Below are 14,453 nucleotides of genomic sequence, written 5' to 3'. Positions count from 1 at the left end.
ACTTAACAAGCAATATTAATTACCCTAAAAATGAATTTAAAAAGAACCTTTACAATTATCCATATTATATTAATAGTTTTATTAATTGTATTAAGTGGACTTAGCCTTTTAATGTTTAAAAATAAAGCAAATGTTAAAAAGTATAATAAAATAAAAATGGAGTCGTATGCCATCGCATCAAAATTACGAAAGACGTCTAATAATTTAACGCGGAATTGCAGAACGTATGTTTTAACAGGTGATGATAGTTGGGAAAAAAAGTATTGGAACGCTTTAGATGTAAGAAATGGAATTAAACCCTGGCCTAACGGTAAAACAATTTCATATCAAGATAGCCTAAAATATTTTGATTTAACGCCCTTAGAAATTTCTAAATTAACCCTTGCAGAAGAAAACTCAAATAAATTAGTTTTAACAGAAGAAAGAGCTATGAATGCCATGAAAGGATTGTTTAAAGATAGCATAGGCAATTTTAGTATACAAGGAGCTCCTAACCCTGTTTTAGCACGTACCATATTGTTTGATGATAATTATTTGGAAGGTAAATCCAAAGTACTGATTCCTATTGAGGAATTTTTCGAAGTATTTAACCAAAGAATGGAAAATCAGTTTAACAAGTACGATAAACTAAGTTATTTGTTGTTAGGCGCTATTAACATATTAATTTTTCTAATTATTTCAATTTCAACAGTTTCATATATTATAATTAAAAATAAAATTATTATTCAATTAGAGGAATTAAAAATAGCGAAAGAAAATGCTGAAGAAATAGCGAAAGAAAACAAAAAACTTTCAGTAGCTGTAGAGCAAAGCACTAATACGGTAGTAATTACTGATACAAAAGGAAATATTGAATACATAAATCCAAAATTTACGGTACGAACTGGTTATAGCTCAGAAGAAGTAATTGGTAAAAGCCAGCGAATATTAAAGTCAGGAACGCAAACCAAAGAGTATTACGCTAATATGTGGAAAACAATTAAAGCAGGTAATACATGGAAAGGAGAATTTCATAATAAAGCTAAAGACGGCACTTTCTTTTGGGAGCATTTAACCATTACACCAATAAAAGATACTTCAGGAAAAATCATAAATTATTTAGGAATAAAAGAAGATATAACAGCACTTAAAGAAAGTGAGCAGCGTTTACATACTTTAATTAACGCCTCGCCAGACATTATTTTATTTCAAGACGGAGCAGGAAGATGGGCTGAATCCAATGAGGCAAATTTAAAGCTCTTTGAATTAACAACAATAGATTACAAAGGTAAAAACAATATAGAATTAGCAGAGGAGGCTGTTTTTTACAAAGAAGCATTGTTAGCTTGCAAAGCTTCAGATGAGATTGCATGGCAAAAGAAATCTATTTCACACCTTGAAGAAAAAATACCAACACCTAGCGGAACTGATATAATTTTAGACGTAATAAAAATACCACTATTTAATAAAGATAACTCAAGAAAAGGGTTGGTAATAATGGGAAGGGATATTACTGAAAGAAAACACACACAAAAGGTTTTAAAAGAAAGTGAAAACAATTTTAAAACTGCACAAAAAATCGCAAAAATTGGAAGTTTTAATATAGATTTAATAACTCAATTTGCGACTGTATCAGATACGTTTAATACAATTACAGGTTTTGGTACTAAAGAAGTATCACTAACTAATTGGAGAAAAATTTTACACCCTGAAGATCTTGAAAACAACATAAAAGTTTTACAAAACTGTATTAAAAACCATGAAAAATTCGATTTAGAATATAGAATCATAACAAAAGAGACTCAAGAGTTAAAATGGATTCATGGGTTAGGAGAGATAATATATAATGAAGGTAAACCAATAAATTTTATTGGAACGCTTCAAGATATTACTGAACGGAAACAACAAGAATTATTGTTAAAAGAAAGCGAAACTAATTTAATAAAGGCACAGGAAATTGCAAAAATTGGAAGTTTTAATTTAGATTTAAGAACACAATTAGCTGAAACCTCATTATCTTTTGATACAATTACAGGATTTAGTGAAAATGATGTTAAGACACTTGCAGTTTGGAGAGCAATAATACACCCTGACGATGCTGGAAAGGATAAATATTTACTTGAAAAAGTAGTTAAAACAGGCAAAAAAATATATAATAGAGAATATAGAATTTTGACCAATAACACTCAAGAGTTAAAATGGATTCACAGTGTTGGTGAAGTAACATATGAAAATGGAGAACCAAGAAACTTTACAGGAACCATTCAAGATATTACAGAACGTAAAACAATAGAGAAAGAATTAATAGCTTCAAAACAAAAAGCTGAAGAAAGTAATCGTTTAAAAACCGAATTTTTAAATAACATGTCTCATGAAATTAGAACCCCAATGAATGGTATTTTAGGTTTTTCAGGCATGTTAGCAGAAAAAGATATTGACAATGATAAAAGAACATATTTTGTAAAAATTATACAAAATAGTGGAAAACAATTATTGCGTGTTATTGATGATATTATTGAAATTTCCAGGTTAGGAACCAAACAAATAAATGTAATTACCGAAGAGGTTTGTTTAAACGATTTATTTTTAGAGCTATTTTCAGTGTTTGATTTTAAAGCCAAAGAAAATAAAACGCCTTTATATCTAAAAAAAGGACTTTCAGATAAAGAAAGTACGGTGTTTATTGATAAATCAAAGCTGAATAAAATTTTAAGTAATTTATTAGAAAATGCTTTAAAATTTACAAATAATGGTTTTATTGAATTTGGATATGAACTTCAAAAAAACAACATAAAAATTTACGTAAAAGATACAGGAATTGGAATTAGTAAAAGTGAGCACCAACAAATTTTCGATCGTTTTTCACAAGCTGAAAAAGAGCTTTCTAGAAAAGTTGGAGGTTTAGGCTTAGGTTTATCAATAGCTAAAGAAAATGCAGAATTGTTAGATGGTGAAATTTTTGTTGAATCTAAAAAAGGTGAAGGAGCTACATTTCATGTAGTAATTCCTTACAAGCCTACACATTCATTAGCAGCTGCAATTATTGAAACTAATAAAAAGAAATATACTATTTTAATTACTGAAGATGAGGAGGTTAATTATTTATACTTAGAAACAATTTTAGTAGATATATTAAATTTAGATGTGCATATTCTTCATGCAAAAAATGGAATTGAAGCTATTGATATTTGTAAATCAAATTCAGAAATACATTTAATTTTAATGGATTTAAAAATGCCTATTTTAAATGGTTTTGAAGCTACTAAAAAAATAAAGAAATTGTATCCAAATCTACCTATAATAGCACAAACAGCTTACTCTACAGAACAAGAAAAAGAGAGTGCTATTTTAGCAGGATGTAACGATTTTATTTCAAAACCTATTGATAAAGAAATGGTATTAAACCTAATAGAAAAGTATTTATTAAAATCAAGAAAAGTTACTACTTAGAATATGTGAAATTTATAAATCCTCCTTATATGTTAAGTTTATTTCTTTTCTAATAGCATCTAATAAAGTTATTAAATCCAAACTGTTTTGGTGAGACCAAGTAGTGCTTTCAATCTTGTTTTCTAATAGGCAATTAGTACATTCAACAATTTCATGACTAAAACCTTTTCCAACGGTTGGTAAAGAAATAAGAGAAGCTTCTTCGTTGTTTTTTTGAATTGTAAAAGAATTGGTTTCGTTCCAAGGTTCATTAATAATTATTTCACCCAAAGTACCACTTATTTTAGCAACTCTTTTTGAAGTAGAATTAAAACTACTAAATAAAATGGCTTGAGCATTTTTATAATTAAAAAGCATGGCTAATTGAGAATCTGCTCCTGATTTATAATAATGTGCATTGGCATTTATTTTTGTAGGAATACCTAATAGTAAATATGCAAGAAAAACAGGATAAATACCAATATCAAGTAATGAACCACCACCTAATTCTTTATCGTAAATACGTTGAATAGAAGTGTTTGCTTTAAAAGAAAAATCTGCATTTATATACTTTACTTCACCAATTTCACCACTATCAATACTGTTTTTTATTTTTTTTATACTTGGTATAAATCTTGACCACATGGCTTCCATTAAAAACGTGTTATTATTTTTTGAAGCTTCAATCATGGTATAAACCTGCTTTTTATTTATAGCAAAAGGCTTTTCACATAAAACAGCTTTTTTGTGCTCTAAAGCTAAAACTGTATATAATTTGTGTGAATTATTTGGTGTTGCAATATAAACGATATCAACTAGCAGATTTTTAAATAACGCTTCATAAGAATTATAAAAAGAAGTTGCATTGTATTGTTTTGAAAAAGACTCAGCCTTCTTTAAATTTCTAGAGGCAACAGCTTCTAAAGTACATTTTTCAACCAACAATAAATCTTTAACAAATTTATGTGCAATACTCCCAAGTCCAATAATTCCCCATTTAATAGTCGTTTCCAAAATATGAATATTTTAAAATAAAGTATAGAAGATAAATTTAAGTGTTTTATTTTATAAAGTAAAAAATTAGATGGGTAGAGTTCAAAAAAGAGTTATAACTTTTATTATTTAGCATTTTTAATAAATCCCTCTAAAACCAACTAGCGAGCGAATTTAGGGAAGTATATTGTATTGATTATCAGTTTTTAAGATTATTTACTCGTTTATTTAAAAAAATAGCAAAATGTTAAAAACTTACCTATAAATGTGAATAAGTGCACTTTTTTATAGCGTATTTTTTTACAATATTTGTTTCACCCGTTTTTTTCGAAACAAGCAACTATTTACCAACTAACAAAAGCAAAGATTAATGTCGTTTATTGAACCTATTTTACAAGAAAACAAAAACCGCTTCGTAATTTTTCCAATTCAACATCATGATTTATGGGAATGGTACAAAAAACAAGAGGCGAGTATTTGGACAGCTGAAGAAATAGATTTACACCAAGATGTTATTGATTGGGAAACAAAATTAAACGATGATGAGCGCTATTTTATCAAACATATTTTAGCCTTTTTTGCAGCTTCAGATGGTATAGTAAATGAAAATTTAGCTGAAAACTTTGTTTCAGAAGTACAATATACAGAAGCAAAATTCTTCTATGGCTTTCAATTAATGATGGAAAATATTCACTCTGAAGTGTACTCGTTATTAATTGATACTTATATTAAAAATGAACGAGAAAAGGATGAATTGTTTAGAGCTATTGACATTTTTCCAGCCATTAAAGAAAAAGCAGATTGGGCGTTGAAATGGATTGAAAGCGATAGTTTTGCTGAACGTTTAATTGCTTTTTCGGCAGTTGAAGGTATATTTTTCTCAGGGAGTTTTTGTTCTATTTTTTGGATGAAAAAAAGAGGATTATTACCAGGTTTAACATTCTCAAACGAATTAATAAACCGTGACGAAGGGTTGCATGCAGATTTTGCTGTGCATTTACACCAAAACCATATTGTAAACAAAGTTCCAAAAGAACGTATTACCGAAATTTTAATTGATGCTTTAGATATTGAGCGTGTATTTATTACAGAATCATTACCAGTAAGTTTAATTGGCATGAATTCAAAACTAATGACCCAATATTTAGAATTTGTAACCGATAGATTATTGGTAGAATACGGTTGTGATAAAGTGTACAACGCGACAAATCCATTCGATTTTATGGAAATGATTTCATTAGAAGGAAAAACAAATTTCTTCGAAAAAAGAGTTTCAGAATATCAAAAAGCTGGTGTAAAAAGTGGTGGAACTGGAGATATTAGCTTTGATGCAGATTTCTAATTATTGTAGCAACTAAACAAATTTAAATTGCAATTCAAACCCTCTTGAATTTGAATTATTCAAAAATCAATAGCGCAATCGCCTATATGATTTTTAAAAAATAAAACTAACTAAAAAATACGTGTAACCTATGTTTGTATTAAAAAGAGACGGAAGAAAAGAACCTGTGATGTTCGATAAAATCACAGCTAGAGTTCGTAAAATGTGTTATGGTTTAAATAAACTGGTAGACCCAGTAAAAGTTGCCATGAGAGTTATTGAAGGGTTATATGATGGAGTTACAACATCAGAATTGGATAATTTAGCCGCTGAAATTGCTGCAACTATGACCGTTCAACACCCAGATTATGCCAGACTTGCTGCTCGTATTGCCGTTTCAAACTTACATAAAAACACAAAGAAAACTTTTTCAGAAGTCATGAAGGATTTATATTTATATGTAAATCCACGTACAGGAAAAAAAGCACCATTATTATCTGATGCAACGTATAAAGTTATTGTAGACAATGCTGCAAAACTAGATTCTACCATTATTTATAATAGAGATTTTAGTTATGATTATTTTGGATTTAAAACCTTAGAGCGTTCGTATTTATTAAAATTAAATGGAGAAATAGCTGAACGCCCGCAACATATGTTAATGCGTGTAGCCATTGGTATTCATCAAGAAGATATTGACGAAGCTATTGAAACGTACGAGTTAATGTCTAAAAAAATATTTACACACGCTACACCTACATTATTTAACTCAGGAACACCAAAACCACAAATGTCATCTTGTTTCTTACTACAAATTCAAGATGATAGTATTGATGGAATTTACGACACCTTAAAACAAACGGCAAAAATATCACAATCTGCAGGAGGTATTGGTTTGTCTATTCACAATGTGAGGGCAACTGGTTCGTATATTAGAGGAACCAACGGAACTTCAAACGGAATTGTTCCTATGTTAAAAGTGTATAATGATACGGCTCGTTATGTAGATCAAGGAGGTGGAAAGCGTAAAGGTTCTTTCGCAATTTATATGGAACCTTGGCATGCAGATGTTTTCGACTTTTTAGATTTACGTAAAAATACAGGAAAAGAAGAAATGCGTGCGCGTGATTTGTTTTATGCCATGTGGATTTCAGATTTGTTTATGAAACGTGTTGAAGAAAATGGTGATTGGACATTAATGTGTCCTAATGAATGTCCGTATTTATTTGATACCTATGGTGATGAATTTGAAAAATTATATACAGGTTATGAAAAAGCAGGAAAAGGAAGAAAAACCATTAAAGCTCGTGAACTTTGGGAGAAAATATTAGAAGCTCAAATTGAAACTGGGAATCCTTATATGTTGTATAAAGATGCAGCAAATAGAAAATCGAATCAGAAAAATTTAGGAACTATTCGTTCTTCAAATTTATGTACTGAAATTATGGAATATACAGCAAAAGATGAAGTTGCTGTGTGTAATTTGGCGTCTATTGCAATTCCAATGTTTGTTGAAGAAGATAAAGAAGGTGTGAAGTTTTTCAACCATAAAAAACTACTTAAAGTCACCAAAAAAGTGACAAGAAATTTAGATACAGTTATTGACCGAAATTATTATCCGGTAAAAGAAGCCGAAAATTCAAATGTTCGTCATAGACCTATTGGACTTGGAATTCAAGGTTTGGCAGATGCATTTATAATGCTGCGTTTACCTTTTACAAGTGATGAGGCTAAAAAATTAAATCAAGAAATTTTCGAAACTATTTATTTTGCAGCAGTAACTTCATCTATGGAAATGGCAAAATTAAAAGAACCTTATTCTACATTTAAAGGTTCTCCAATGTCAAAAGGTGAATTTCAATTTAATATGTGGGGAGTTTCAGAAGACGATTTAAGCGGAAGATGGGATTGGAAAGCTTTACGCAAAAAAGTAATGACAAATGGTGTGCGAAATTCATTATTAGTTGCACCAATGCCAACAGCTTCAACATCACAAATATTAGGAAATAATGAAGCTTTTGAACCATATACTTCAAATATTTACACACGAAGAGTTTTAAGTGGCGAATTTATTATTGTAAATAAACATTTACTAGAAGATTTAGTAGAATTAGGGTTGTGGGATAATGATATGAAAGAAGAAATTATGCGTGCCAATGGTTCAATTCAGCATATTGATGTAATTCCACAAGAATTAAAAGAGTTGTATAAAACAGTTTGGGAATTAAGTATGAAAGATATTATAGATATGTCTCGTCAAAGAGGTTATTTTGTTGATCAATCACAATCTTTAAACCTATTTATGCAAGATGCTAATTATTCTAAATTAACCTCCATGCATTTTTACGCTTGGAAAAGTGGTTTAAAAACGGGAATGTATTACTTACGTACAAAAAGTGCTGTGAACGCTATTCAGTTTACAGTTTCTAAAGAGAAAAAAGAAGAAGAAAAGCCATTAACACCTGAGGAATTAAAAGAAATGTTAATCGCATCTCAGAACAATCCAGACGATTGTGAAATGTGTGGTTCATAACTAAAAAAAAGTCAGCCCTCTAAAAAGAGCTTTCAACTTTGATTAGTAGGTTGAGGCTCTTTTTTTTTACTCATTAAACTCCAATTATTTTTGTATTTTTAAAACTTTAGTTTTAAATAAAAAAACTGATATATATTAGTTTTTAGACATTGTTAACATTAATTTAATATTAGCGTTAATATTTGAAGTAATTTTGCAAAATAGTTAATCAAATAAAAAATGGGAGATATTTACATATTAATACTTGTTGCACTTGTTGTGCTTGCAGTAATTGATTTAGTAGTTGGTGTTAGTAATGATGCTGTGAATTTTTTAAATTCAGCAATAGGATCAAAGGCGGTTTCAATTAAATGGATTTTAACCATTGCAAGTTTAGGTGTAGCAATTGGCGCAATAACATCAAGTGGAATGATGGAAGTTGCTCGAAAAGGAATTTTTAATCCGGGTGAGTTTTATTTCGATGAAATAATGTTCATTTTTATGGCAGTAATGATTACTGATGTATTGTTGTTAGATGTGTTTAATTCATTAGGAATGCCAACTTCAACAACAGTTTCAATTGTATTTGAATTATTAGGAGCAGCTGTAGCTATGGCGTTGATTAAAATTTCATATAATGATACTGAAACAATTGCTAACCTTGGAAAATATATAAATTCAGATAAAGCATTATTAATTATCTCAGGTATTTTATTGTCTGTTTTTATTGCTTTTACCATTGGTGCATTGGTACAATTCATATCGCGTTTAATATATTCTTTTCATTTTGAAAAAAGTAAAAGTTATGTAAATGCTTTATTTGGAGGGTTTGCAATAACAGCAATAACGTATTTTATATTTGTAAAAGGAATGAAAGGAACTCCTTTTTATGGTAATGTTAAACATTTAATAGAAGGAAATACATTTTATATTATTTTATATGGTTTTATTGGTTGGACATTAATATCACAATTAATTATATCAATATTTAAAGTAAATATTTTAAAATTTGTTATTGTTATTGGTACTTTTTCTTTAGCAATGGCTTTTGCAGGGAATGATTTAGTAAACTTTATTGGTGTGCCAATTGCAGCGTGGAATTCATATGAAGCATGGAGTGTTTCTGGTGTTCCTGCACATGAATTTTCAATGGGTGTTTTAGCAAATAAAGTACCATCTAATCCAATGTTATTATTGTTGGCTGGAGGTATAATGGTGGTAACACTTTGGTTTTCTAAAAAAGCCAAAACTGTTATTGAAACAGGAATCAACTTGTCTAGACAAGGTGATGGTCATGAAAAATTTCAATCTAATGCAGCGTCAAGAACAGTAGTTAGAGGTGCCATTCTTTTTAATGAAGGAATTACAAAAATTTTCCCAAAAAAGATGTTAAATTGGGTAGATTCAAAATTTCAAAAACCGGTTATTGAATTACCAAAAGATAAATCGTATGAACTTCCTGCTTTTGATTTGGTTAGAGCTTCTGTAAATTTATTTGTTGCAGGTATTTTAATTTCAATAGGAACTTCATTAAAATTACCATTATCAACTACATATGTAACATTTATGGTTGCAATGGGTACTTCACTTGCAGATAGAGCTTGGGGAAGAGAAAGCGCTGTTTATAGAGTAGCTGGTGTATTTAATGTTATTGGAGGTTGGTTTTTAACTGCACTTTCAGCATTTACTGTTGCTGCTGTTTTTGCATATATAATTTTTATAGGAGAAATTGTATCTATAGCTATTTTATTAATTATTGTATTGTTTTTATTAGGTAGAAGCTCCATTAGACATGCTAAAAAAACAAAAGAGAAGAAAGAAAAAAGACATTTAAAAAGAGCCGAATTAATTACTATTAATGAAGTTATTAATGAAAGTTCAGACCATATATCTGAAGTAGCACGACGTTCAAATAAACTATTTACAAATGTAGTTGATGATTTAGCTGCACATGATTTAAACAAGCTTTCTAAAACTGAGAAACATGTTAAAAAGCTAAATAAAGAAATGGATGAGCTTAGAGAGGAAGTTTTTTACTTTATTAAATCGTTAGATGATTCAACTTCTTCAGTAAAAGCAAGTAGATTTTATTTATTAGTTCTTGGTTATTTACAAGACATAACACAGTCTATTGAATTTATTTCAGCTACAAGTTTTAAACATGTAAATAATAATCACAAAAACTTAAAAAAATCTCAAATAGCCGATTTAAAAACTATTGATAAGGTGTTTTCAAAATTATTTGATACTATTGAAACTGATTTTAATAATAAGTCTTTTGAAAATTTATCTCAAATGGTTGATGATATACAAGAATTAATAAACCATGTTTCTGAATCTATAGATAAACAAATTGGTAGAATTAGAACAGAAGAAACAAGCCCTAAAAACACCACGCTTTATTTTGGTATTTTACTAGAAACAAAAGATTTAATTACAGCTTTAATGAGCTTATTACAATTATATCAAGAATTTCATATAGAAGAAAAACAAACAAGATAAAAACTGTTTTTCTATATAATTTTAAAAGCCTTCAAAATTTTGAAGGCTTTTTTTATTTTAAGAAATATATGTAAGTTTACTAATACCAAAGTAAATTTATATGATTAGACGAATATCCTTTTTACTCTTTTTAATACTATTAGCAATAATACTTGTATTTAACCCAAATTTTAAAACCATTTCTGCAGGGATAGCTATTTTACTTTTTGGTATGATTATGTTAGAAGAAGGCTTTAAAGTTTTTACAAAAGGACCATTACAAACCATTTTAAAAAAAGCAACCAATAAGCTTTATAAAAGCATTACAGTAGGTGCTTTTGTAACAGCTTTAATACAATCCAGTTCATTAGTATCAGTAATTACAATCTCATTTATTAGTGCTGGTTTAATAACTTTAGCAGAAGGTTTAGGATTAATATTTGGAGCTAATATTGGTACTACAGCTACAGCTTGGTTAGTTGCAGGGTTTGGATTAAAAATAAACATTTCAACATTAGCTATGCCAATGTTAGTATTTGGTATTATTTTCTCTTTTCAAAAAAAAATATCTTTAAAAGGAATTGGAAGTGTTTTAGCAGGTTTGGGTTTTTTCTTTTTAGGAATTCATTATATGAAACAAGGCTTTGATGTTTTTAGTAATTATATAGATTTAACTCAGTACTCAGTTTCAGGTTATTTAGGTGTACTTATTTATGCTGGTATAGGAATTATTATTACAACAATACTTCAATCAAGTAGCGCAACGTTAGCCTTAATATTAACAGCTTTGGCAGCCGGCCAAATAAATTATGAAAATGCGCTAGCTTTAGCAATAGGTTCAAATATTGGCACAACTATTACTGCAGTTTTAGGAGCCATTAGTTCAAATATATCAGGAAAAAGATTAGCAGGTGCTCATTTAATATTTAATGTAACCACAGGTGTTATTGCAATTGTGTTTATTTTCCCATTAGCTAATTTTGTAAATTACTTATCTGAAATAGTTGGAATTGGTTTATCTGATTACACACTTAAATTAGCACTATTTCACACTATATTTAATGTTTTAGGTGTACTTATTATGATTCCTTTAATTAGCCGCTTAGAACGATTCTTATTGAAGTTTTTTAAAGATAAAAACGGGAAGGATATTGACGAACCTAAATTTTTAAATGAAGCAATATTAGAATTTCCAGCAACAGTTATATCATCCTTATTAAACGAATCTAAATATTTATATAAAAAAGCAATATTTGAGATTGTAGCACATGGATTAAATATTCATAGAGATGATATAAAATCAGATAAAAAAATTAAAAATATTTTAAAAAAGTCAACAAAAAATTTAAAGGTTGATGTTGAAAATTTATATTATCAAAAGGTAAAAACTATTTATGGTGAAATTTTAAAATATGCATCTACAGCTCAAAAAGAATTAAATCTTTCTGAAAAACAGAATAATAAAATTACCGACATAAAAATTGCCAATCGTAAAATGGTTGAAACCATTAAAGATGTTAAAGAACTTAATAAAAATATTAATCTAGCGCTTACTTTAGAGAATAAACACTTATTAAAAGAATATAATAGTTTTAGAAAAAAAGTAATTAAAGTAATTCGTGTTATTTATTTATATAGGACTGATGAAAACACTAAAAAATATGCAAATAAATTAATTCAACTTAAAAATGAAGCGAAAGAAAATAAGAATTTAAGCAACAAATCTTTAGATAAATTAATTAGACATGATTTAATTACTGCAGAAATGGCATCGTCATTATTTAATGATTATGCCAATGTAAATGATATGATAAAAAAATTAATTGAAGTTGCTGAACTTTTATATGATGATAAAGACTCATTATTTGAATAACAATTCAATGTTAATTTAATGTTATTAACAATATAATTTTAATAACCAAATATTTAAGGGAATACACAATGTTTGGTAAAATGCTCTAAATCAAAATATTGAAGTGTTTTTGAAAAAACTTAATGTAAACTTAACGTTAACAAAAGGTGTTTTAAAGGTAAACCACATACATTTGAACTATAAATGTAGAGTACTAACTAAAAAAGAAAAGAGATGAAGACATTTGTAAACATAATTATGATGTTGTTTTGCATAACAGCATTTTCACAAGAACAAAAAGTAGATTATAAAAAAATAGATAATGATATAGTGCAAGCAACTTACTATTTTGCTGATAATAATGTGATAGTTGAGAGAGAAGGTTTCTTTAATAAAGAAGGAAAATTGCACAGCACTTGGATTAGCTATGATGTTAATGGTAATAAAACCGTAATTGCTAATTATAAAAATGGTAAAAAAGATGGTGTTTGGACCTATTTTAAAAATGATAAAATAAATATTGTTACCTATAAAGAAAATAAAATTATTAATGTTGAAGAAAAAGCATTGGTGGTTAACTAACTAGTCACTCAATTTAAATTTCTCATAAAAAAAGGATGCTATTTTTAGCATCCTTTTTTTATGGAGTTACTACATTTACTCGGACATAATTTTAAGACTGTTTAACTAAAAACAAATATCTTAGAATTATGAAAAAACGACATTACAGTACTGAATTTAAATTAGAGGCTGTTGTTCGCTTAAGTTACAAACGAGATAACATTAAGGAATTAGCTAATGAGTTAGGCGTACAAGTTCAGCGTATTTATAAGTGGCGAGCTACTTACAGAGAAACTTCAAGTTTAACAGTGGTTTCTAAAAAGCAAGAAGCCTCATTGGAGGTTAAACAATTACGTAAAGCTCTTAAAGAAACTCAATTAGAACTTGAAATATTAAAAAAAGCCGTTCATATCTTTTCCAAGAGCGATGGGAAGTCTATCAGTTTATAGCGAGTTATAAACATTTATATCCTGTCGAGAAGATGTGTAAAGTATTAAAAGTAAGCAGAAGTAGTTATTATAGGTGGTTTAGTTGTGGTCCTTCTAATCGAGCGTTAGAAAATAGCTTATTTACCGATTTAATAAGGACTATTTTTGATAGTAGTCAGAGAACTTATGGAAGCCCAAGAATAACAGCTGAATTAAATAGACAAGGGTATCATATTTCAAAAAGAAGGGTTGCTAAATTAATGAGATTGAATGGTATGAGAAGTAAAGTAATTAGAAAATACCGTATTACAACGAACTCTAACCATCGATATCCTATTTGCAGAAATTATTTAAATAGAAACTTTACTCCTAATGATTTGAACGAAGCTTGGGTCTCTGATATTACCTATATACAAACCAAACAAGGTTGGTTGTATCTTACCACTGTTATTGATTTATTTGACAGACAAGTAATTGGTTGGGCGTTGAGCACAACCTTATATACCAACGAAACCATTATTCCAGCTTGGAAAATGGCAGTATCAAAAAGAGAAATAACCAAACCTTTACTTTTTCATTCCGATAGAGGAATCCAATATGCAAGTAAAGAGTTTAGAAAATATATTAAGTCAAATAAACTAATTACTCAAAGTATGAGTAGGAAAGGAGATTGTTGGGATAATGCAGTGGCTGAGTCATTCTTTAAAACTCTAAAGTCTGAATTGATTTATCATCATAGTTTTAAAACCATAGAAGATGCTAAATTAGCCGTATTTGAGTATATAGAAATTTGGTATAATAGAAGAAGGTTGCATTCTTCTTTAAATTATAAAACACCTAAAGAAGTAGAACTAGAAGTTAACAACTTAAAATATGTAGCATAGGTCTTAGAAAATT

At 28.6% G+C, this 14,453-nt stretch carries 9 protein-coding genes; 8 read left to right on the top strand and 1 reads right to left on the bottom strand.

Annotated elements, in window-relative coordinates; all coding sequences use genetic code 11:
* The first annotated feature begins 30 nt into the window (after window positions 1-30).
* Window positions 31-3,429 carry a PAS domain S-box protein gene (locus tag GQ540_RS05735; protein ID WP_291798634.1) on the top strand — a complete coding sequence of 1,133 codons (3,399 nt, stop codon included), beginning with the start codon at window positions 31-33 and terminating at the stop codon, window positions 3,427-3,429.
* Window positions 3,430-3,441: 12 nt separating this feature from the next.
* On the opposite strand, the gene GQ540_RS05730 is transcribed toward GQ540_RS05735, so the two are convergent.
* The gene (locus tag GQ540_RS05730) at window positions 3,442-4,422 is read right to left on the bottom strand and encodes a Gfo/Idh/MocA family oxidoreductase (RefSeq protein WP_291798631.1); all 981 of its coding nucleotides are present in this window, start codon (window positions 4,420-4,422) and stop codon (window positions 3,442-3,444) included.
* Between the two features lie 349 nt (window positions 4,423-4,771).
* Between GQ540_RS05730 and GQ540_RS05725 the strand changes: the two genes are divergently transcribed.
* The 7 genes from GQ540_RS05725 to GQ540_RS05695 all read left to right on the top strand — a co-directional run bounded on the left by GQ540_RS05725 (window position 4,772) and on the right by GQ540_RS05695 (window position 14,440).
* On the top strand, window positions 4,772-5,743 hold the full coding sequence (locus tag GQ540_RS05725) for a ribonucleotide-diphosphate reductase subunit beta (protein WP_291798628.1): 972 nt from the start codon (window positions 4,772-4,774) through the stop codon (window positions 5,741-5,743).
* A 130-nt stretch (window positions 5,744-5,873) separates the two neighbouring features.
* Window positions 5,874-8,255, top strand: coding sequence for a ribonucleoside-diphosphate reductase subunit alpha (locus GQ540_RS05720; RefSeq protein ID WP_291798624.1), 2,382 nt, complete (start codon window positions 5,874-5,876; stop codon window positions 8,253-8,255).
* Between the two features lie 219 nt (window positions 8,256-8,474).
* Entirely contained in the window at window positions 8,475-10,736 is a 2,262-nt protein-coding gene (locus tag GQ540_RS05715; protein WP_291798622.1) for an inorganic phosphate transporter, read from the top strand.
* Window positions 10,737-10,836: 100 nt separating this feature from the next.
* Entirely contained in the window at window positions 10,837-12,588 is a 1,752-nt protein-coding gene (locus GQ540_RS05710; RefSeq protein WP_291798620.1) for a Na/Pi symporter, read from the top strand.
* 213 nt (window positions 12,589-12,801) lie between these two features.
* Window positions 12,802-13,149, top strand: a complete 348-nt coding sequence (locus GQ540_RS05705; protein ID WP_291798617.1) for a membrane-binding protein — start codon at window positions 12,802-12,804, stop codon at window positions 13,147-13,149.
* 128 nt (window positions 13,150-13,277) lie between these two features.
* The gene (locus GQ540_RS05700) at window positions 13,278-13,577 is read left to right on the top strand and encodes a transposase (RefSeq protein WP_291798615.1); all 300 of its coding nucleotides are present in this window, start codon (window positions 13,278-13,280) and stop codon (window positions 13,575-13,577) included.
* Window positions 13,520-14,440 carry an IS3 family transposase gene (locus GQ540_RS05695; RefSeq protein WP_367205947.1) on the top strand — a complete coding sequence of 307 codons (921 nt, stop codon included), beginning with the start codon at window positions 13,520-13,522 and terminating at the stop codon, window positions 14,438-14,440. The genes GQ540_RS05700 and GQ540_RS05695 overlap by 58 nt, the downstream gene beginning before the upstream one ends.
* Window positions 14,441-14,453 lie beyond the last annotated feature (13 nt).

The organism is Lutibacter sp. (assembly GCF_013139515.1).
Lineage (GTDB): Bacteria > Bacteroidota > Bacteroidia > Flavobacteriales > Flavobacteriaceae > Lutibacter.
This window is presented reverse-complemented; position numbering and strand designations above follow the sequence as displayed.

Excerpts from the sequence above, each read along its gene's own strand:
- GQ540_RS05735 (WP_291798634.1), top strand. The coding sequence starts at position 31 with ATGAATTTAAAAAGAACCTTTACAATTATCCATATTATATTAATAGTT.
- GQ540_RS05725 (WP_291798628.1), top strand. The coding sequence starts at position 4,772 with ATGTCGTTTATTGAACCTATTTTACAAGAAAACAAAAACCGCTTCGTA.
- GQ540_RS05720 (WP_291798624.1), top strand. The coding sequence starts at position 5,874 with ATGTTTGTATTAAAAAGAGACGGAAGAAAAGAACCTGTGATGTTCGAT.
- GQ540_RS05715 (WP_291798622.1), top strand. The coding sequence starts at position 8,475 with ATGGGAGATATTTACATATTAATACTTGTTGCACTTGTTGTGCTTGCA.
- GQ540_RS05710 (WP_291798620.1), top strand. The coding sequence starts at position 10,837 with ATGATTAGACGAATATCCTTTTTACTCTTTTTAATACTATTAGCAATA.
- GQ540_RS05705 (WP_291798617.1), top strand. The coding sequence starts at position 12,802 with ATGAAGACATTTGTAAACATAATTATGATGTTGTTTTGCATAACAGCA.
- GQ540_RS05700 (WP_291798615.1), top strand. The coding sequence starts at position 13,278 with ATGAAAAAACGACATTACAGTACTGAATTTAAATTAGAGGCTGTTGTT.